Source organism: Kushneria aurantia DSM 21353, from assembly GCF_000382245.1.
GTDB lineage: Bacteria > Pseudomonadota > Gammaproteobacteria > Pseudomonadales > Halomonadaceae > Kushneria > Kushneria aurantia.
The window spans coordinates 24,241-43,478 of the sequence record NZ_KB907883.1 but is presented as its reverse complement, the minus strand read 5'-3'; the positions used below and the strand labels follow the sequence as shown (position 1 = coordinate 43,478).

Genomic DNA, 19,238 nt, shown 5'->3' with positions numbered 1-19,238 from the left:
CGTTAATCATCGAATTATTCGATCATTATGCCCCGAATATTGCACCCATCGCACAGCGGCAGTCACATAAGCTTCTCCCATCGTTTCAGCCACCCTTCACGGAGAGATTAAATGACCGCCACGACAGCCGAACACAGCCCAGGCAGCACACTGATTCACCGACTTATCGCCTCCAGAGCCGGTCTGGCGGCGCTGGCGCTGCGCCTGCCGGTGGGTTTGATTTTCATGGCACACGGCAGCCAGAAACTGTTCGGCCTGTTCGGCGGCCATGGTCTTGCCGGCACCGCGCAGTGGATGGCCTCGGTAGGTATCGAGCCCGGCTATCCGCTGGCGCTCGCCGCCGGCAGCGCCGAATTCTTCGGCGGTCTGGCGCTGCTGCTGGGCCTGCTGGTACGCCCCGCCGCCGCCCTGCTGGCATTCACCATGCTGGTCGCCATCTTCAGTGTGCATCTGCCCAACGGCCTTTTTATCAGCAACAACGGCTATGAGTACGCCCTCTCTCTGCTCGCCGTCAGCGTCTCGCTGATCTTCAGCGGCGCGGGGAGGCTGTCGCTGGACCGCCTGCTGGCGCAGCGCCTGTCCTGAGGCGAGTTTTCAGCGCTCCGGCGCCGCCGCAGCAGCCGACGGGTAGAGTCCAGGCGCTGATCAAAGCGCGGTTGACATCGCCAGGCTGTTGCTGCTGATCGGACAGCTCGCTGACTGTCTCTGCCGGTCGCGATCGGCGCGATCGAACACCTTTCACCCTCGACAACCTCCAGCTCAACCGGCCCTCCGGGTCAACCCGGAGCGAGAACATCAGTTTAAAGCGAACGGTGCCATGATAAGCTCATCCACAAGACTGTCACCCATGGATTGATGCCCATGCACTCAGCATTTCGTTACTTTCCGTCACTGCTTCTGGCTACCGCTGCGGCACTGCCCGGCTCACAGGTGCTTGCCGAAGAAGCCTCGCCGGAAGAGGCCGTTCAGCAGCAACAGCAGCAGCGTCAGGCGCTGGAGCGCGAGGCGATGCTCAACCCGATGGCGATCACCGTCTACAAGCGCAATTACCTGATGCCCTGGACGTGGAACATGCGCCCCAATAGAGCGGCCTTTCGCAATATCGACAGCGAAAGCGGCATGGATAAAAGCGAAGTAAAGTTCCAGTTCAGCATCAAGGTGGGGCTGATCGACAACCTTTTCGGCAACAACGGTGATCTTTACTTCGGCTATACCCAGCGCTCCTGGTGGCAGGCCTACAACTCCGACGCCTCTTCGCCCTTTCGCGAAACCAACTATGAGCCCGAGGTGTTCATCACCTTCGACAACACCACGTCACTGCTGGGCTGGACCAACACCGCCAACCGTATCGGTTTCGTGCACCAGTCCAACGGCCGCTCCGATCCCATGTCGCGCAGCTGGAACCGTTTTTACCTGGACAGTATCTGGCAGCAGAACGACTGGACGCTGTCCGTTGCGCCCTACTGGCGTGTACCCGAATCCAGCGAGGATGACGATAATCCCGATATAGAGAATTACATGGGCTACGCCGATATCACACTGGGCTATCAGTTCGACAACGAACACGAGATCACCTGGCTGACACGCGGCAACCCGGCCCAGGGGCATTACGGCAACCAGATCGACTACTCCTTCCCGCTCTACGGCAAGGTGAGAGGCTTTGTACAGTACTACGAGGGGTATGGCGAGAGCCTGATCGACTACAATCACTACAACCGGCGTATCGGTTTTGGTTTCTCCCTCAACACCGCTTTTCTGGGCATTCCCGATACCATCTGACAGGCAGAGGCATAAAAGTTTTTTCGCCACAGGGTATAGCGCGCGTTGAAGCCGGCAGCGGGACTGCTATGCTTGAAAAGCATCGGCCTTTTTAAACCCTCATTTTCCGCAAGGAGAGCATCATGGCAATGGACCCCGTCAACGCCCCGAAACGCAGCGGTGAAGCCAGCAAGGAGCAGCTGCGTGATGACCTGCGCCAGCTCACGCATACCATCGAAGAGCTGATGCAGGCCACTGCCGATGACTCTCGTGAAAACGTGGCCAATCTGCGCCAGCGCGCCGAAGCGCGTCTGATGGAGACTCGCCAGCGTCTCTCCGAGCAGAGCGATCGCGTGCGCACCCAGACCCAGGATTCGATCGAGTGCACCGAAAGCTACATTCGCGGCAACCCCTGGAAAAGCGTCGGCTATAGCGCTGCGGCGGGTGTCATTGTCGGCCTTATTCTCGGTCGCGGCTGATGTCGTCGTCTTCCACCGGACCGGCCGAAAAGGTCATTCAGGCCGCGCGCAAGCTGTTGCACTCGCTGGTCAATTCCGGCGAGACGCGCTTGCGTCTGGCAGTTATCGAGCTGCAGGAAGAGCGCGCTCGGCTTTTTTCCCTGCTGATTCTGACCGGTATCGGGATCATGCTGGTCGCCTTTGGTATCGGCATGCTGATGCTGTTGGTGATTGTCGCCTTCTGGCAGGAGCATCGGTTGCTGGCTATCGGCATTGCTTCGGGAATACTGCTGCTGCTCGGCCTGCTGGTACTGCTGCGGGTACGCGCCATCTCCCGCGAGCCCAGCCTGCTGCGCTCCACTCTGGCGCGCTTTAGTGAAGACAAGCAGCTGCTGGACGAGTACCGCATCGATCACGACAAGGTGGGAGAGCCACGTGAAGAGCGCTGAAATGGCGGCGCGACGCCAGCGACTGGAACAGCGTGTCATACAGCAGCGCCTCGAGATGCTGGAGGCTACCCGTGAGTGGTATAGCGCCATGGCGCCGGTCGATCGCGGCTGGCAGAAGCTCTCCTATTACCGTGGGCCGTTGCTGCTGGGCTCCGGCATGGCGATCACCGCCGTGTCGCGACGCCCACGCCGTATCGGACGCTGGCTCAAACGCGGTATTGTCATTTACACGCTCGCCAGGCGCGCGCGTACGCTGATGCGTCGCTGACCGCACTGCCTGTATCGCTGCCCAGGAGGGTGTTTCAGAACCGGCTTCTTACCGCCGAGGGCAGGTTGCCACGAGGGCGCTATAAACCCCTCCGTGGGCGCTACTATCGCTATCTGACCGCCATGGATGGCGGCAATGCCGGAAACTCAGGGAGTTTTTTCCGGCCATGGCGATAGACCCTTGTTTCAACCTCCCCTCGGCTATTGGTACATGGCAGTGTTTGTGTTTTGAAATGCGCTCTAAAGCGCAGCGGCGCAGGCCACACCCGAAGCCCACGCCCACTGCAAGTTGTGCCCGCCCAGCTGCCCGGTGACATCCAGTGCCTCGCCGACAAAGTGCAAACGCGGGTGGCTTTTGACCGAAAAGTCCTTTGAAGACAGCGCTGCGGTGTCAATGCCGCCCATGGTGACCTCGGCCGTACGCCACCCTTCGCTACCCGCCGGTTTCAGCCTGAAATGGCTCAGCCCGGCAGCCAGCGCCTCGATTTGACGATTGCTGCAATTCGATAGCCTCATCTGCCAATCGAACGATGCTTCAGGGACCAACCACTCTGTCATCGCCTGCGACAGCCTTTTGGGCAGCCGCTCCCCCAGCCATCCCGCCGGCGTGCGTGACGGTGTTTCGGCTCGTGCCTGCCTGAGCGAGGCGGCGATATCCTCGACCGCCGGCAGCCAGTCGATCGCGATCTCGTCACCGGGCCACCAGTGGTTGGAGGCCTTGAGAATCGACGGACCGGAAAGCCCGCGGTGAGTCAGCAGCAGCGGCTCGCGGTAGCGGCCATCACGGCAGCGCACCTCGACCTCGCTGGCGAGACCGGAAAGGGCTGCCATGCGCGCCTTCCAGGGCTCGCCCAGGGTCAGCGGCACCAGCGCCGGGCGCGGCGTGACCACGGCAAGCCCCAGCCTGCGGGCGAGATCGAAGGCGAAACCGGTCGCCCCCAGGGTGGGAATCGATAATCCGCCGGTGGCTACCACCAGCCGGTCGGCCACAACTTCGCCACCGGAGGTGGCCAGACGCACGCCCGCTTCATGCACATCGACTTCATCAACGCGGGTCGACAGGCGCAGCTCGACCCCCGCCCAGCTGCACTCGGTGAGCAGCATATCGACGATCGGCTGGCTGGAGTCGGCGCAGAACAGCTGGCCCGGCGCCTTCTCTACCGGCTCGATGCCGTGACGCTCGACCATCTCGACAAAATCACCCGGCGTGTAGCGTTTGAGCGCCGACTTGCAAAAATGGGGGTTGGCGGAATAGAAGTGCTGCGGCCCGGTCGCCATATTGGTGAAGTTGCAGCGCCCGCCGCCGGACATCAGTATTTTCCTGCCGGCGCGTTTGGTGTGCTCGATCAACAGCACCCGACGGCCGCGGTAACCGGCGTGCAGGGCGCACATCATGCCGGCGGCACCGGCACCGATGACGACAACGTCCCAGTGGTTCATGGCACTTCATATCGAATTGAAAACAATACCCCCGCCGACAAGGGCGGGGGCACGTGACGGTCAGGGGCGAGAGTATCAACCGCCACCCTCGACGTGACCGCCGAACTGCTGACGCATGGCAGAGAGCAGCTTCTCACCGTAGGTGTGGTCGCGCCGCGAGCGGAAGCGGGCAAAAAGTGCGCTGCTGAGCACGTTGGCCGACACCGCCTCCTCGATTGCCGCCTCGATGGTCCATCGCCCCTCACCGGAGTCGTCGACCCTGCCGTTGTAATCGCCGAGTTTTTCGTCCTTTGCCAGCGCGATCGCGGTCAAATCCAGCAGCCAGGAAGAGATCACGCTGCCGCGACGCCACACCTCGGCGACATCCGCAAGGTTGAGATCGAAACGCTCATCCTCCGGAAGTTCTTCCTTATTGCGATTTCTGAGAATATCGAAGCCCTCGGCATAGGACTGCATCATGCCGTACTCGATGCCGTTGTGAACCATCTTGACGAAATGGCCGGAGCCCGCCGGTCCGCAGTGCAGATAGCCCTGCTCGGCGCGGTCGTCCAGATGCTCCTCGCGGCGACCCGGGGTTTCATCGATGTCGCCCTTGCCCGGCGCCAGGGTGCTGAAAATCGGATCGAGACGCTCGACGACAGATTTTTCGCCACCGATCATCAGGCAGTAGCCGCGCTCGCGCCCCCAGACGCCACCGGAAACGCCCACGTCGATGAAATGAATATCGCGCTCGCTCAGCTCGCGGGCGTGGCGCACCCCTTCCTTGAAAAAGGAGTTGCCGCCCTCGATGAGGGTATCATCGGCTTCCAGCATGTCGCCGAGCGTGGTGATCGTCGAGTCGGTAATCTCACCGGCCGGCAGCATCAACCAGATCGTGCGCGGCGCCGACAGGCTGTCGACCAGCTTCTGCAGCGAGTCGGCACCCTCGGCCCCCTCCTTTTGCAGCTCCGCCACCGTGTCACTGTTGGTGTCGAAAACAACGCACTCATGATCTGCATCCATCAGACGGCGTGCGATGTTGCCACCCATTTTACCCAGACCGACGATTCCGATTTTCACTGTAAAGGCTCCTTTTGAACGTCCTGAATACAGACCGGCTTCCGATGCCACTGAATGTGAAGTTTAACAAAGGAGTGAAGACTATGCTCGACAGGCAGATGCCGGACGACTTTGTAATCACAGGGTGTTACAAAAATAATAACTTATGTAAAATAGGGATCAGTGTTGCCGGCCCTACCGGTAATGCCTTTTCGGGCCGGCAAGATTACCCTCGCGCCGGCCCTTTTTGCGCGATTCTTTCGTGCGCCATTTCCTTTCCGCTCTCCTCGTCTTCAGCACTCGATGGCGTTAACCGCCAGGCCGCCGCGCGAAGTCTCCTTGTACTTGTCCTGCATGTCGCGACCGGTATCGCGCATGGTGCGAATCACCTTGTCCAGCGAGATAAAATGCTCGCCGTCCTCTTCGAGTGCCAGCTGCGCGGCGTTGATCGCCTTCACCGAGGCGATGGCGTTGCGCTCGATGCAGGGCACCTGCACCAGCCCGCCGACCGGATCGCAGGTCAGGCCGAGGTTGTGCTCAAGACCGATCTCGGCGGCATTCTCGACCTGTTCGGGCGTGCCGCCCATGACTTCGGCCAGGCCCGCTGCAGCCATCGCGCAGGCCGAGCCGACCTCGCCCTGGCAGCCTACCTCGGCGCCGGAAATAGAGGCATTTTTCTTGCACAGAATGCCCACCGCGGCGGCCGCCAGCAGGAATTCGACGGCGTCGCGTTCGCAGGCACCGGCCTGGAAGTTCATGTAGTAGTAGAGCACCGCCGGGATGATGCCTGCTGCGCCGTTGGTCGGCGCGGTGACCATGCGCCCACCGGCGGCATTCTCCTCGTTGACCGCCAGCGCGTAGATATTGACCCAGTTCATCGCCGACAGCGTGGTGGTGATCAGGTCGGGGCGCTCGGCCATCGCCAGCAGGCGCTGATGCTTGCGTCGCGCGCGGCGCTTGACGTTGAGCCCGCCGGGCAGAATACCCTCATGACTCAGACCGTTCTGGATGCATTCGCTCATCGCCTGCCAGATGCGCCACAGGCCGCTGCGAATCTCCTCTTCACTGCGCCACGCCTTCTCGTTTTCCAGCACCAGCTCACTAATACGCAGGTTGTGCTCTTTGCACAGCGCCAGCAGCTCGACGGCGCTGTTGAAGTCGTAGGGCAGCCGGGTGTTGTCGACATCCAGCTCCCCCGCCTCGGCCTGAGCCTCGTCGATCACGAAGCCACCGCCCACCGAGTAGAAGGTGTTCTGATAGAGCACCTGCTCCCCTGCGTGAACGATCAGGCGCATGGCGTTGGGATGACGCGGCAGGCTGTCGGGATGCAGTTGCATATCCCGCGACCAGTCGAAGGTCACCTCGCGGCGGCTATCGAGGTGCAGCGTGCCGCTCTCCTTCAGCGTCTCGATGGTGGGTATCACGATGGCGGGGTCGATAGTGGCCGGCTTCTGCCCCATCAGCCCCATGATGACGGCGCTGTCGGTGCCGTGGCCGATGCCGGTGGCCGACAGCGAACCGAAAAGCTGTACCTCGACCCGCTCGACCCTGTCGATCAGCCCCTTGTCGCGCAGCGCTTCGACAAACAGCCAGGCGGCATGCATCGGGCCCACGGTATGGGAGCTCGACGGGCCGATGCCGATCTTGAAAAGATCGAATATGCTGATGGCCATTCGGTTCATCCTCTCTGTTGCGATCCGATAATCGGGCAGAACGGCGGCTCCTGTCGCCGGGCCGTACCGCCACTGTGCTGCCCGTCATTGTCATTCGTCGTCCGCCGTGCTGCCCCGGCACAAGCGTCATCGACGTTGCTCTAATCGGCAAAGACCACTGTCTTGCCCTGGTGCAGAAAGATGCGTTGCTGCACGTGGTAGCGCACCGCCCGGGCCAGCGTCAGACACTCGATATCGCGGCCGCGCGCCACCATGTCGTCGGGCGAATGGGTATGATCGACCGCCTCTACGCCCTGGGCGATGATCGGCCCCTCGTCGAGGTCTTCATTAATATAGTGCGCCGTGGCGCCCACCAGCTTGACGCCTTTCTCCCAGGCCTGGTGATAGGGTCTTGCCCCGCGAAAGCCGGGCAGCAGCGAATGGTGGATATTGATCGCACGACCGCTGACCCGCTCGCAGAAGGCCGGCGTCAGCACCTGCATATAGCGCGCCAGCACGATCAGTTCAGCGCCGCTGGCGTCGATCACCTCGCTGATCTGCGCCTCCTGCTCGGCGCGCGTCTCCGCCGTCACCGGCAGATGGTAATACGGCAGCTGATGCCAGGCCGTCAGCGCCTCGAGATCGGGATGATTGGAGATCACCGCGCGGATATCGATCGGCAGCTGGCCGATACGATAACGATAGAGCAGATCGTTCAGACAGTGGTCGGCCTTCGACACCATGATGATGGTGGGAACGCGACGACTGGCGGCATTGAGCGTGAAGCTCATGTCGAACTCGCCGCTGCGCTCGGCGAAGTGACGCTGAAACGCCTGCTCGTCGAAGCCCTGCTCGGGGCGAAACACGGCGCGAATGAAAAAACGCTGCGACAGCGCGTCGTCGAAGGAGTTGAGCTCGGTGATGTAGCAGTGACGCTCCTTGAGAAAGCGCGTCACCACATCCACGGTGCCCAGCCGGCTGGGACACTGGGCGGCGAGAATCCAGCTGTCGCTGTGGCTATTGTCAGTGGGCATGTTGGCTCCAGCCACGGGTGCCGGCGCCAAAGCGCTGGCACCCGGTCGTCATGGTGAAAGTCATTCGACGCTCAGGCCGTACTCGCGACCGGCGTCCAACAGCCAGCGCACGCAGTAGTCGGCGAAACTGCGCCGTACTACCAGTTCGAAACGATCTTCACGCGGCCGGCGCAGGTTGACACTGGTCTTGGCGAAGACGGTGCCGACCCCCTTGCCCACCGGCAGTCCGTGGCTGTGCACATCGTAGGTGACCGACTTCATCAGTACCTCGCGGGCGTGCTCGCCGGAGAGTTCCAGCAGCGTCTGCCCGCCGCTTGCGTTGACGATGGCGAAGTGGGCGTCGCCAAGCTGCGCCCGCAGCCGGTTCTCCAGCTCGAACTCCTCGCCGGCGGGCACGATCACCAGCCACTCATCGGGGGACAGCCACTGCACCGAGCGGCTGCCGTCGGCGTCGTGGTTGAGGCCCAGCGGCTGGCCCGGCAGGCTCACGCCCAGCGTCTCGCGCACCGCCTCATCCAGCACGATAGCGCCGCCGCGCAGAATCAGATGACCGAGGAAGGGGCGTTCGACCACCGTCACCTGCCCCTCGCCGGCGGCGGCGTCGATGACGCCGCGCTGCCGACTCCAGTGCAGCGGCGACTCGGCGTCGATCGCATCGCTCGGATGAGTGTCGAACACGGCGACATTGCTGGCACTGTTTTCAGAACGGGCTTCAGACATTCTGGCGCTCTCCCTTGGGGTCAACGAAAATGGTGCTGACGACCTCGGCCTCGTGGGTCGTGCCGTTGGACATGGGCAGATAGACCGTCTCGCCCATGCGCTTGCGACCGCCCTTGAGTACCGCCAGCGCGAAGCCGCTCTCCAGCACCGGACTGTAGTAGCTCGACGTCACATGGCCCATCATGGTCATGGGAATCGCCTGATCGGGGTCGAGTACGATCTGGGCGCCCTCCTCCAGTACCACCTTCGGGTCCTTCGGTTTGAGCCCCACCAGCTGCTTGCGGTCCTCACGGGCGGTGTCGGGACGATTCAGGGCGCGCTTGCCGATCCACGCGAAGGGCTTGTCATAGCCCACCGCCCAGTGCATGCCAAGATCCTCGGGCGTCACCGAACCGTCGGTGTCCTGGCCGGCAATGATCAGCCCCTTCTCGGCGCGCAGCACGTGCATGGTCTCGGTGCCGTAGGGGGTCAGGTCGTACTTTTCACCGTGCGCGAACAGCGTCTTCCAGACGTGCAGGGCGTAGTTGGCCTGAACGTTGATCTCGAACGCCAGTTCGCCGGTGAAGGAGATACGGAACACCCGCGCCGGTACCCCGGCTACCCTGCCTTCGCGCCAGTCCATGAACTTGAACTGCTCGCGGTCCAGGTCAATGTCGGTCACTTCGGAGAACAGCTTGCGCGCCTCCGGGCCGGTCACGGTGATGGTCGCCCAGTGGTCGGTCACCGAGTTGAAGTAGACCTGCAACTCCGGCCACTCGGTCTGATGCCACAGCTCCAGCCACTCCAGCACGCTGGCGGCGCCGCCGGTGGTGGTGGTCATCAGGAAGTGGTTGTCGCCCAGACAGCTGGTGGTGCCGTCATCCATCACCATGCCGTCGTCCTTGCACATCACACCGTAGCGCACACGCCCGGGCGCCAGTTTGGCCCACTTGTTGGTGTAGACACGGCCAAGGAACTCGCGGGCATCCGGCCCCTGGATATCGATCTTGCCCAGCGTCGAGGCGTCGAGAATCCCCACCCCCTGGCGCACGGCCAGGCACTCGCGCGCCACTGCCTCATGCATCGTCTCCAGACGCTCTTGACCGTCGGCGCGGCGTTTTTGTGGAAAATACCAGGGGCGTTTCCACTGGCCGACATCCTCGAACTCGGCGCCGTTCTCGACATGCCACTGGTGCAGCGCGGTGTAGCGTTCGGGGTCGAACAGCTCGCGGCAGTGGCGGCCGACGATGGCGCCGAAAGTGACCGGCGTGTAGTTGGGACGAAAAACCGTGGTGCCGACCTCGGGAATCGAGCGATGCAGGCAGCGCGCGGCGATCGCCATGCCGTTGATGTTGCCGAGCTTGCCCTGATCGGTACCGAAGCCCAGCGCGGTGTAGCGCTTGACGTGCTCGATCGACTCGAAGCCCTCGCGGGTAGCCAGCTCGATCGCTGCCGCGGTGACGTCGTTCTGGAAATCGACGAACTGTTTGGGCGCGCGCAGCGAGGTCTTCTCGTGCGGCACCTGATAGAGCGCTTCGGTAGCGCTCTCGCGGCGCGACGCGGCGGCGGGCAGGGTCATCGCCCCGGCTGCTTCGAAACCGCCGGCGCGAGCCGCCTCGGCGCCGGCGCGAGCGCCGTCGGCAAGACTCTCGTCCAGCGCGTAGATGCCCTGAACGCCGCCGGCGTAGTGCATGCCCTTGACCTCGCCGGGCACGAAGCCGAGCAGGTCGTCGCGCCACTGCGGACGCTTGCCGGTGTGCGAAGCCAGGTGCACCACCGGGCTGTAGCCACCGGAGCTGGCGATGGTGTCGCAGTCGAGCTCCTCGATGCTGCCGGTCACCACGAAACGGGGGGTATCGATCGCCACCACCCGCGCGCCGCTGACGCGCTGGTTGCCCTTGCCTTCCATCACGGCGCTGCCGGTGATCACGCGAATGCCGCTGTCGCGAGCCTGCTGAACCAGCTCGCCGTCGGGGTTGGCGCGCGAGTCAACCACCGCGACCACATCGCGGCCGGCCTCCTGCCAGTCCAGCGCGGCGCGGTAGGCGTGGTCGTTGTTGGTGGTCAGTACCAGCTTCTGGCCGGGCACCACGCCGTAGCGGCGGATATAGGTCGACACCGCGCCGGCGACCATGTTGCCGGGCACGTCGTTGTTGGCGTAGACCAGCGGCCGCTCGTGGGCACCGCTGGCCAGCACCACCTGCTCGGCGCGGACCCGGTGCAGGCGCGAGCGCACCTCCCCTTCGCGGCCGGCGCCGGCGGCGGTGTCGGCGAGGTGCTCGGTGCGCCGCTCGTGCAGAGTCACGAAGTTGTGGTCGTGATAGCCGTTGGCGGTAGTGCGCGGCAGCAGGGTCACGCTCTCCATCGCGTCCAGCTCGGCGACGGCCTTCGCCACCCAGTCGGCGGCGGGGGCATCGTCCAGTGACTCACGGCTGTCCAGCAGCGAACCGCCCATCTCCTCCTGCTCGTCGCACAGGATCACGCGGGCCCCGGCACGGGCCGCGGAGAGCGCCGCGCCGAGCCCGGCCGGACCGGCGCCGATCACCAGCACGTCGCAGTGCTGATTGAGGTGGTCGTAGATATCCGGGTCGGACGCTGCGGGGGAGCGGCCCAGGCCGGCGCCCTTGCGGATCCACTTTTCATAGGTCATCCACATCGAGGCGGGAGCCATGAAGGTCTTGTAGTAGAAGCCCGGCGGCATCAGATGGCCGCCCAGACGCCCGACCCAGCTCATCACGTCGCGCTGCACGCTGGGCCAGCCGTTGGTGCTGCGCGCCACCAGACCGTCGTAGAGCGCCTGCTGGGTGGCGCGCACGTTGGGCACCTGGGCCGCCTCGCTGGCGCCCAGCTGCATGATCGCACTGGGTTCATCGGCGCCGGCGGCGATAATGCCGCGCGGCCGCGAGTACTTGAAGCTGCGGTTGACGATATCGACGCCGTTGGCCAGCAGCGCCGAGGCCAGCGTATCGCCGGCGAAGCCCTGATAGCGCTGACCGTTGAAGGTAAACGACAGCGACCGCGAGCGGTCGATGCGCCCGCCCTGATTGAGACGGTTGTGCTGGCTCATGACGGCGTCTCCTCGTTGAGCTTGCTGTTCTCGGGCCGCGCCCCTACGGTCTGCCAACCGCCATCGGCAGTCTGCACGCCCTGCTCCTGGCGTACGCCGGCGCGCTCGGCGGTTACCGTCGGGCGCTCACCCATGGGGTAGGTCTCAAGAATCTCGTAGGTCGTGGTGTCGCGGGTAATGTTGAAAAACTTGCGGCAGCCCAGCCGGTGCACCCACAGCTCGTGGTGAATGCCGCGCGGGTTGTCGCGGAAAAACAGGTAGTCACCCCACTCCTCGTCACTGCAGTTCTCGGGGTCGGCCGGCCGCGTGATGTGCGCCTGACCACTGGGGTGAAACTCCTCCTCCTCGCGTCTTTCGTCGCAGTAGGGGCAGAAGATATAAAACATGAGCTCTCTCCTTGGGCCGAGCCTCGGAACTTATCCCGCCGTCGCCGGATGCGGGTTTGCGCAAGGGCGCTATGACCCCCTCCATGGGCGCTGCTTTCGACTTCCCTGTCGAAAGACCCTTGCTTCAACCCAGCCCCGGCGCTCGGGCGATAATGTCGTTGTGCAATATGCGCTCAGTGTGCGACGCCGGCGGCACCGTGCTCGTCGATCAATGCGCCGGTATTGAAACGGTCGATCGAGAAGGGCGCGGCGATGGGGTGCATCTCGCCCTTTGCCAGGCTGGCGGCGAACACATGCCCCGAACCGGGCGTGGCCTTGAAGCCGCCGGTGCCCCAACCGCAGTTGAAGTAGAGCCCCTTGACCTTCGTCTTCGACAGGATCGGGCAGGCATCCGGGCAGGTGTCGACGATGCCACCCCACTGACGGTTCATGCGCACCCGCGAGAACATCGGGAACATCTCGACGATCGCCTGCAGGGTGTGCTCGACGGTGGGGAAGCTGCCGCGCTGACCGTAGCCCAGGTAGCCGTCGATGCCGGCACCGATGACCAGATCGCCCTTGTCGGACTGGCTGCAGTAACCGTGCACATGGTTCGACATGGTGACGGTGTTGAGAATCGGCTTGAGCGGCTCGGAGACCAGCGCCTGCAGCGGATGCGACTCCAGCGGCAGCTTGAGACCGGCCATGTTGGCCAGCACGCCGGAGTTGCCGGCGGCCACGCAGCCCACGGTGTTGGCCTCGATATCGCCGCGGTTGGTGTGCACGCCCAGCACCTTGCCGTCGCGAATCCGAAAACCGGTCACCTCGGTGTTCTGCAAAAGGTCGACGCCCAGCGAGTCGGCGCCGCGGGCGAAGCCCCAGGCGACCGCGTCGTGGCGGGCCACACCGGCGCTTTGCTGCCAGGAGGCGCCCATGATCGGATAGCGCGCGCGCTTCGAGGTATCCAGCGCCGGCTCGATCTCCTTGATCCGCTCGGGGGTGACCACCTCGCTGTCGATACCGTTGAGGCGGTTGGCGTTGACCCGGCGCTGCACGTCACGCATGTCCTGCAGGGTGTGGGCGAGATTGAGCACGCCGCGCTGCGAGAACATGACGTTGTAGTTGAGATCCTGCGACAGCCCCTTCCACAGATCCAGCGAGTGGTTGTAGAGCTGCGCCGCCTCGTCCCACAGATAGTTGGAGCGCACGATGGTGGTGTTGCGAGCGGTGTTGCCACCGCCCAGCCAGCCCTTCTCGATCACCGCGACATTGGTGATGCCGAACTCTTTGGCCAGATACCAGGCGGTGGCCAGGCCGTGGCCGCCGCCGCCGACGATAATGACGTCGTAGCGCTTTTTGGGCGTGGGGTTGCGCCAGTGGCGCTGCCAGTTTTCGTGGTGGCTCAGCGCGTGCTTGAACAACCCGAATCCGGAATAACGTTCCATGAATGCGCTCCTGTCAGGCGGTGGCGGTTTCAGCGACTTCGCTGCTGCTGGCGCTGCCGGCATAGACCGGATGGCGCGCGCACAGCTCGGTAACGCGACTGCGAACCTCGGCTTCGGCCTCGGCGCTGTCGCCCTCGGCCAGCGCATCGAGCAGATCGCAGATCCAGCCGGCGAGCTGTTCGCAGTCGTTGCGGTCGAAGCCGCGAGTGGTAATGGCCGGCGTGCCGATACGCAGCCCCGAAGTAACGAAGGGGCTCTGCGGGTCGTTGGGCACGGCGTTCTTGTTGACCGTGATATGGGCGCGGCCCAGCGCAGCGTCCGCGTCCTTGCCGGTAATCCCGCGGGAGATCAGCGACACCAGGAAAAGATGGTTGTCGGTGCCGCCGGAGATCACCTCATAGCCTCGTTCGATGAACACCTCGGCCATGGCGCGGGCGTTGTCGATCACGCGCTCCTGGTAGCGCACGAACTCCTGGTTCATCGCCTCCTTGAAGGCGACCGCTTTGGCGGCGATAACGTGCATCAGCGGGCCGCCCTGCTGGCCCGGAAACACCGCGCCGTTGAGTTTTTTATACAGCGACTCGTCGCCGCCTGCGGCGAGAATCAGGCCCCCACGCGGGCCGCGCAGGGTCTTGTGGGTGGTGGTGGTGACAACGTGCGCCCAGGGCAGCGGACTGGGGTAGTGGCCGGCGGCCACCAGCCCGGCGATATGCGCCATGTCGACCAGCAACCAGGCGCCTACCTCGTCGGCGATAGTGCGGAAACGGCGCCAGTCGATTACGCGGGAGTAGGCCGAGAAACCGGCGATGATCAGCTTCGGCCGGTGCTCCCGGGCCAGTCGGCGCACCTCGTCGTAGTCGATCTCACCGGTAGCCGGATCGAGACCGTACTGTACGGCGTTGTAGTGCTTGCCGGAAAAGTTGGGCGCCGCACCGTGGGTCAGGTGACCGCCGTGGGCGAGACTCATGCCCAGCACGGTATCGCCGGGCTGGACCAGCGCCATGAACACCGCCGCGTTGGCCTGAGCGCCGGAGTGGGGCTGCACGTTGGCGTAGTCGGCGCCGAACAGATCGCAGGCGCGGCGAATGGCCAGCTCCTCGACCACGTCGACGTGCTCACAGCCGCCATAGTAGCGCTTGCCGGGATAGCCCTCGGCGTACTTGTTGGTCAGGTGCGTCCCCTGGGCGGCCATCACCGCGGGACTGGCGTAGTTCTCCGAGGCGATCAGCTCGATATGTGCTTCCTGACGGGTCATCTCGTCGGCGATGGCGCTGGCCACGCGCGGATCGGATTGAAGCAGCTGCTCCATGGACATGGGGGGCTCCCTGTAGGTCGGTCGGCAAACAGTGGACTGGCCGGCGCTTGTGACACTCTTTTTACCGCGACCCCGGGAAGGGAAATTGAACAAATGCGACAGGATGTTTGCGCTGTCGTTTCTGAATAAAAAAGTGACGATAAGAGTGTGTTTCGAAGGCCGGGAAGCGCAGCGCCGGTTACGGCGAATCCGCCTTGCCGACCTGCAGGATGAAGGGGTCGATCAGCGCCTCCTGCACGCCGACCTCCTTGCGCCGCACCTCCGAAGGAGTGAATCCGAAGGTGTCCTTGAAGCTGCGCGAGAAGTGGGCGGTGTCGGCGAAACCGCAGCGCTCGCCGATCTCGGTAATGCTGTGGGCGGTGAAGTTCAGCATCCACAACCCGTAGCGCAGGCGCAGTTCGCGGGCGAACTTCTGCGGGCTGACCCCCAGCGATTCACGAAAATGACGCTCCAGCGCGCGGCGCGAGCAGCCGCTGCGTTCGGCCAGTTCATCCATCGAGACGATATCACCCAGGTGCTGTTCGAGTACCGAGATGGCGCGCCGCACCGTGCGGTTGTCGACCTTTTGCAACACCATCGGATGGGGCTGCGGCGCGTTGCCCCGACGCGCCTCGTCGATCAGCATGATGTAGAGGCTCTTGCGCGCCCAGGTGCGTCCCAGGTGGCGCTCGATCAGCCAGGCGGCAAGATCGGCGGAGGCGATGCCACCGGCGCAGGTCAGGCGGTCGCCGTCGTCGATGTAGAGCTGATCCGGCACCGACAGCGCCTCGGGGAAGCGCCGCTTGAGATCGTCATGGTGATACCAGCTGACGCAGCAGCGCCGGCCGTTCATCAGCCCGGCCTGCAGCAGGGCGAACACGCCGGTGCAGATGCCCACCAGCGGCACGCCGCTGGCCGCCGCCCGCTCCAGATAGTCGATGGTCTGACGATCGACGCCGCCCTCTCCCTCCAGCACGCCGGCAATCACCACCAGATAGTCGAACTGCGCCGGGTCGCTGTAGGGCATGCAGGGGCTGATCGCCGCGCCGCAGCTGGAGGTCACCGGCGCCCCGTCGGCCGACATGAAGTGCCAGCGACAGCGCAGCTGGCGGCTCATGTCGCCTTCGTCGCCGGCCAGGCGCAGGCAGTCGACGAAGGCGGCAAAGGGCAGCAGCGTAAAGCGCGGCAGCAGTACGAAGCCGACCGACAGGGTGCCGGAGGTGGCGCTATCGGGTGTGGAAATGCCGGTCGAGGCGGGCAAGGCGCAACTCCGCAGGGGAAAAATAAGCGTGCCGGTAGGCGCATGGCCGACCGGCACGCTCTGGAACGCCTTATTTAACCCCTGCCGCGCCGGGCGATTCAATATGGCGACCGCAACGCCCTTGCCGGTCAGTCACCGCAGCTGGCGAAAGTGCAGCACCGGCTCGCCGCCCTGCGGATCACGCAGGAGTCTGGCGTGGACGCCGAAAGTGTCGCGCAGTTGCTCCACGCTCAGTACTTTTTCAGGCGTATCCAGCGCTATCAGCCGCCCGCCGTCGATCACGGCGAGGCGGTCACAGCTCAGCGCCTGATTGAGGTCGTGCAGCGCGATCACCACCGTGATCGGCAGTTCTCGTACCAACTGCAGAATGCGCAGCTGGTGACGAATATCCAGGTGATTGGTGGGCTCATCGAGCAGCAGAATGCGCGGCTGCTGGGCCAGTGCCCGGGCGATATGGGCACGCTGGCGTTCGCCACCGGAGAGACTGTGCCAGCTGCGCTCGGCAAGCGCGGTCATGCCGACCCGCGCCAGCGCATCAGCGACAATGGCATCATCCTGCGCCGACCAGTCTTGCAGCGGCCCCAGAAAGGGCGTGCGTCCCAGCGCGACCGCCTGGCGCACGCTGATCCGCTCGCCGGTGTCAGCCTGCTGCGCCACCATGGCGATGGTGCGGGCGATCTCGCGACGCGGCATACCTCGCATATCCCGCCCATCGAGCCATACACGCCCGTACGTCGGTCGCCACAGCCCGGCCAGCAGGCGGAGCAGAGTACTCTTGCCCGAACCGTTGGGGCCGACCAGCCCCAGCGTCTCTGCAGGCATCACCTCAAGATCGACCGCCTCCAGCAGCGCGCGACGCGCCATCTGAAAACCGAGGTTCTCGGCGCGCAGACTCATACCCGCCCGCCGCGAATCAGCACCAGGGCAAAGGCCGGCGCCCCAATCAGAGCGGTAATCACGCCGATCGGCAGTACCTGCCCTGCGACCAGAATACGTGACACCACATCGGCGGCGATCATGAACACCGCGCCCGCCAGTGCCGTGGCCGGTACCAGCCGGGTGTGGCCGCTACCCACGATGAACCGCATGGCGTGGGGCACCACCAGCCCCACGAAGCCAATGGCGCCGACCCGCGACACCATCACGGCAGTCACCAGTGCGACCGCCGCAATCAGCACGCCCTGCACGCGACGTACATTGATGCCCATCGAGGCCGCGCTGTCGGCCCCGAAGGCAAAGGCGTCCAGTGCGCGGCGGTTCCAGAGGCAGATCGCCACCGCCGCCAGGGCGGCAGGCAGTGCCAGGCCGGCATCCCCCCAGCGCACTCCGGAAAGATTGCCCATCAACCAGAACATGATGCCGCGCGCCTGTTCGGCACTGGCGGAGCGGGCGATGATAAAGGCGGTCAGGGCATTGAAAAGGCTCGACCCGGCGATACCGGCGAGAATGATCGCCCCCGCCGCCGGCAGCCCGGCACCGCCCCCCGCGCCGCTAACCGCCGCACGCGCCAGCGCCACCACCAGCGCAAAGGCGGCGATTGCCCCCATCATGGCCCCCGCCGACAGGCTGATAACACCGCCCCCCAGGCCGGCGACCGCCACCAGTACGGCGCCGGTCGAGGCGCCGGCGGAAATGCCCATCAGATAGGGGTCGGCCAGCGGATTGCGCAGCAGCGCCTGCAGCACCATCCCGGAGAGCGCCAGCCCGGCACCGCAGCAGGCGGCAACCACGGCGCGACTGAGCCGATAGCTCCAGATAATACCGCCTTCAATGCGATCCACGGCGTAGTCGGCGCCCAGCAGACGATTGGCGATCACCTTCAGGATGGTATCGGGGGCGATGGCGGTCTCACCGATGGCGGCGCCGGCCAACAGCGCCACCAGCAGCACCGCGGGCGCCGTCCACCACCAGCCCGGGACGCGATAGCGTCGCAGGCGCAGCGCGGTAACAGCACTCATGGGTCGAACGACATCGACTCGAGCGCCGCGACCAGGCTTTCGAGGCCGAAGATCGTGCGCATGGTGGCACTCATGGCATGGGCATCCATCTCGACGATGTGATTCTGCTGCACGGCGCTCATCTGGCTGGCTACCGGGTCGCTTTGCAGAAATTCGCGCTTGCCGGCGATATCATCCATCGGATAGCGGCGCCGATCCATGCGCGCCAGCACGATGATGTCCGGGTCGGCACGAGCGATGGTCTCCCAGTCGACGGTCGGCCACTCCTCGCTGGAGCCGATAACATTGCGAATACCGAGCTGGCGCATCATATAGCCCGGCGCCCCCAGCCGGCCGGCGACATAGGGTGCAGCCCCCTCGTCGGGAGATGAAAACCAGAACAGGGCGCTCAAATCCTGCGGCAGATCGAGTTTCCGGGCCGCCTCGACCGCCCGCGCCTCGCGCTGTTGCAAATCCTCTATCAGCGCCGTACCGGCGGGCTGGACATCGAAGATGGCCGCCAGCTCGCCGATGCCCTTGTACACCGAGTCGATGGAGAAAGCCGCCACGCGGGTGCCATCGCCGCCGGTGCTGTTGTCCTTGGTATCGCAGTCGGCGGGCATGATGTAGGTCGCGATGCCCAGCTCGCTGAACTGTTCGCGGCTGCCGACGCTGCCGGCAGGGCCGATATGCCACTCATACTGGGCCGCCACCAGGTCGGGCCGCCGGTTGACCACCGCCTCGAAACTGGGGTCGTTGTCGGCAAGGCGCTCGATGCCGGCATTGACCTCGCGAAACTGCGGCAGTACCGGCGTGAACCACACCGAGGTGCCCACCACGCGGTCCGCCAGGCCCAGTGCATAGAGTATCTCGGTGGCCGCCTGGCCGACGCTCACGGTACGCTGCGGCGCGGCGTCGAAGCTCAGCTCGACGCCGCAATTTTCCAGCATCAAGGGGTAGTGGGTCGCCTCACGCGACTCGGACGCCGCACTGTTGACGGCAAAGCCGAGCAGTGCCGCGAGGGCATAGCGATAAAGGGGCATGAATGGGCCTCCCTGCTGGATCGAAAACGCG

At 64.5% G+C, this 19,238-nt stretch carries 18 protein-coding genes; 5 read left to right on the top strand and 13 right to left on the bottom strand.

Annotation, left to right across the window (positions count from 1 at the left end; genetic code table 11):
• Window positions 1–111: 111 nt before the first annotated feature.
• The 5 genes from H146_RS0114000 (at window position 112) to H146_RS0113980 (ending at window position 2,933) form a co-directional block, all read left to right on the top strand.
• Window positions 112–585, top strand: a complete 474-nt coding sequence (locus tag H146_RS0114000; protein ID WP_019952511.1) for a DoxX family protein — start codon at window positions 112–114, stop codon at window positions 583–585.
• A 276-nt stretch (window positions 586–861) separates the two neighbouring features.
• Entirely contained in the window at window positions 862–1,779 is a 918-nt protein-coding gene (locus H146_RS0113995) for a phospholipase A (RefSeq protein ID WP_019952510.1), read from the top strand.
• A 122-nt stretch (window positions 1,780–1,901) separates the two neighbouring features.
• Window positions 1,902–2,237 (top strand): ElaB/YgaM/YqjD family protein, encoded by a 336-nt coding sequence (locus H146_RS0113990; protein ID WP_019952509.1) that lies wholly within the window; start codon window positions 1,902–1,904, stop codon window positions 2,235–2,237.
• Window positions 2,237–2,665: a phage holin family protein gene (locus H146_RS0113985; protein ID WP_019952508.1), complete on the top strand. Its 429-nt coding sequence runs from the start codon at window positions 2,237–2,239 to the stop codon at window positions 2,663–2,665. The genes H146_RS0113990 and H146_RS0113985 overlap by 1 nt, the downstream gene beginning before the upstream one ends.
• A complete protein-coding gene (locus tag H146_RS0113980) occupies window positions 2,652–2,933 on the top strand; it encodes a YqjK-like family protein (RefSeq protein WP_026351997.1) in 282 nt (93 codons plus the stop codon). Before H146_RS0113985 ends, H146_RS0113980 begins: the two co-directional genes overlap by 14 nt.
• 239 nt (window positions 2,934–3,172) lie before the next feature.
• Here H146_RS0113980 and H146_RS0113975 read toward each other — a convergent pair whose 3' ends face one another.
• From H146_RS0113975 to H146_RS0113915, 13 genes are all read right to left on the bottom strand, one after another.
• Window positions 3,173–4,372, bottom strand: coding sequence for a BaiN/RdsA family NAD(P)/FAD-dependent oxidoreductase (locus H146_RS0113975; protein WP_019952506.1), 1,200 nt, complete (start codon window positions 4,370–4,372; stop codon window positions 3,173–3,175).
• Window positions 4,373–4,447: 75 nt separating this feature from the next.
• Window positions 4,448–5,431 carry a phosphogluconate dehydrogenase (NAD(+)-dependent, decarboxylating) gene (gene gnd / locus H146_RS0113970; protein WP_019952505.1) on the bottom strand — a complete coding sequence of 328 codons (984 nt, stop codon included), beginning with the start codon at window positions 5,429–5,431 and terminating at the stop codon, window positions 4,448–4,450.
• A 272-nt stretch (window positions 5,432–5,703) separates the two neighbouring features.
• The gene (locus H146_RS0113965; protein WP_019952504.1) at window positions 5,704–7,083 is read right to left on the bottom strand and encodes an L-serine ammonia-lyase; all 1,380 of its coding nucleotides are present in this window, start codon (window positions 7,081–7,083) and stop codon (window positions 5,704–5,706) included.
• Window positions 7,084–7,223: 140 nt separating this feature from the next.
• Window positions 7,224–8,096 (bottom strand): formyltetrahydrofolate deformylase, encoded by an 873-nt coding sequence (purU, locus tag H146_RS0113960; RefSeq protein ID WP_019952503.1) that lies wholly within the window; start codon window positions 8,094–8,096, stop codon window positions 7,224–7,226.
• Between the two features lie 60 nt (window positions 8,097–8,156).
• Window positions 8,157–8,816, bottom strand: a complete 660-nt coding sequence (locus tag H146_RS0113955; RefSeq protein WP_019952502.1) for a sarcosine oxidase subunit gamma — start codon at window positions 8,814–8,816, stop codon at window positions 8,157–8,159.
• A complete protein-coding gene (locus tag H146_RS0113950; protein WP_019952501.1) occupies window positions 8,809–11,862 on the bottom strand; it encodes a sarcosine oxidase subunit alpha family protein in 3,054 nt (1,017 codons plus the stop codon). Before H146_RS0113950 ends, H146_RS0113955 begins: the two co-directional genes overlap by 8 nt.
• Window positions 11,859–12,248: a sarcosine oxidase subunit delta gene (locus H146_RS0113945; protein WP_019952500.1), complete on the bottom strand. Its 390-nt coding sequence runs from the start codon at window positions 12,246–12,248 to the stop codon at window positions 11,859–11,861. Before H146_RS0113945 ends, H146_RS0113950 begins: the two co-directional genes overlap by 4 nt.
• A gap of 173 nt (window positions 12,249–12,421) precedes the next feature.
• Window positions 12,422–13,672: a sarcosine oxidase subunit beta family protein gene (locus H146_RS0113940; protein WP_019952499.1), complete on the bottom strand. Its 1,251-nt coding sequence runs from the start codon at window positions 13,670–13,672 to the stop codon at window positions 12,422–12,424.
• A 13-nt stretch (window positions 13,673–13,685) separates the two neighbouring features.
• The gene (glyA, locus tag H146_RS0113935; RefSeq protein WP_019952498.1) at window positions 13,686–14,987 is read right to left on the bottom strand and encodes a serine hydroxymethyltransferase; all 1,302 of its coding nucleotides are present in this window, start codon (window positions 14,985–14,987) and stop codon (window positions 13,686–13,688) included.
• Between the two features lie 178 nt (window positions 14,988–15,165).
• Window positions 15,166–16,227, bottom strand: a complete 1,062-nt coding sequence (locus tag H146_RS0113930) for a GlxA family transcriptional regulator (RefSeq protein ID WP_019952497.1) — start codon at window positions 16,225–16,227, stop codon at window positions 15,166–15,168.
• A 132-nt stretch (window positions 16,228–16,359) separates the two neighbouring features.
• A complete protein-coding gene (locus tag H146_RS0113925) occupies window positions 16,360–17,124 on the bottom strand; it encodes an ABC transporter ATP-binding protein (protein WP_019952496.1) in 765 nt (254 codons plus the stop codon).
• Window positions 17,121–18,185, bottom strand: a complete 1,065-nt coding sequence (locus tag H146_RS0113920; protein ID WP_019952495.1) for a FecCD family ABC transporter permease — start codon at window positions 18,183–18,185, stop codon at window positions 17,121–17,123. Before H146_RS0113920 ends, H146_RS0113925 begins: the two co-directional genes overlap by 4 nt.
• Window positions 18,182–19,207, bottom strand: a complete 1,026-nt coding sequence (locus H146_RS0113915) for an ABC transporter substrate-binding protein (protein ID WP_019952494.1) — start codon at window positions 19,205–19,207, stop codon at window positions 18,182–18,184. Before H146_RS0113915 ends, H146_RS0113920 begins: the two co-directional genes overlap by 4 nt.
• Window positions 19,208–19,238 lie beyond the last annotated feature (31 nt).

Excerpts from the sequence above, each read along its gene's own strand:
- H146_RS0114000 (WP_019952511.1), top strand. The coding sequence starts at position 112 with ATGACCGCCACGACAGCCGAACACAGCCCAGGCAGCACACTGATTCAC.
- H146_RS0113995 (WP_019952510.1), top strand. The coding sequence starts at position 862 with ATGCACTCAGCATTTCGTTACTTTCCGTCACTGCTTCTGGCTACCGCT.
- H146_RS0113990 (WP_019952509.1), top strand. The coding sequence starts at position 1,902 with ATGGCAATGGACCCCGTCAACGCCCCGAAACGCAGCGGTGAAGCCAGC.
- H146_RS0113985 (WP_019952508.1), top strand. The coding sequence starts at position 2,237 with ATGTCGTCGTCTTCCACCGGACCGGCCGAAAAGGTCATTCAGGCCGCG.
- H146_RS0113975 (WP_019952506.1), bottom strand. The coding sequence starts at position 4,372 with ATGAACCACTGGGACGTTGTCGTCATCGGTGCCGGTGCCGCCGGCATG.
- H146_RS0113965 (WP_019952504.1), bottom strand. The coding sequence starts at position 7,083 with ATGGCCATCAGCATATTCGATCTTTTCAAGATCGGCATCGGCCCGTCG.
- purU (WP_019952503.1), bottom strand. The coding sequence starts at position 8,096 with ATGCCCACTGACAATAGCCACAGCGACAGCTGGATTCTCGCCGCCCAG.
- H146_RS0113955 (WP_019952502.1), bottom strand. The coding sequence starts at position 8,816 with ATGTCTGAAGCCCGTTCTGAAAACAGTGCCAGCAATGTCGCCGTGTTC.
- H146_RS0113950 (WP_019952501.1), bottom strand. The coding sequence starts at position 11,862 with ATGAGCCAGCACAACCGTCTCAATCAGGGCGGGCGCATCGACCGCTCG.
- H146_RS0113945 (WP_019952500.1), bottom strand. The coding sequence starts at position 12,248 with ATGTTTTATATCTTCTGCCCCTACTGCGACGAAAGACGCGAGGAGGAG.
- H146_RS0113940 (WP_019952499.1), bottom strand. The coding sequence starts at position 13,672 with ATGGAACGTTATTCCGGATTCGGGTTGTTCAAGCACGCGCTGAGCCAC.
- glyA (WP_019952498.1), bottom strand. The coding sequence starts at position 14,987 with ATGTCCATGGAGCAGCTGCTTCAATCCGATCCGCGCGTGGCCAGCGCC.
- H146_RS0113925 (WP_019952496.1), bottom strand. The coding sequence starts at position 17,124 with ATGAGTCTGCGCGCCGAGAACCTCGGTTTTCAGATGGCGCGTCGCGCG.
- H146_RS0113920 (WP_019952495.1), bottom strand. The coding sequence starts at position 18,185 with ATGAGTGCTGTTACCGCGCTGCGCCTGCGACGCTATCGCGTCCCGGGC.
- H146_RS0113915 (WP_019952494.1), bottom strand. The coding sequence starts at position 19,207 with ATGCCCCTTTATCGCTATGCCCTCGCGGCACTGCTCGGCTTTGCCGTC.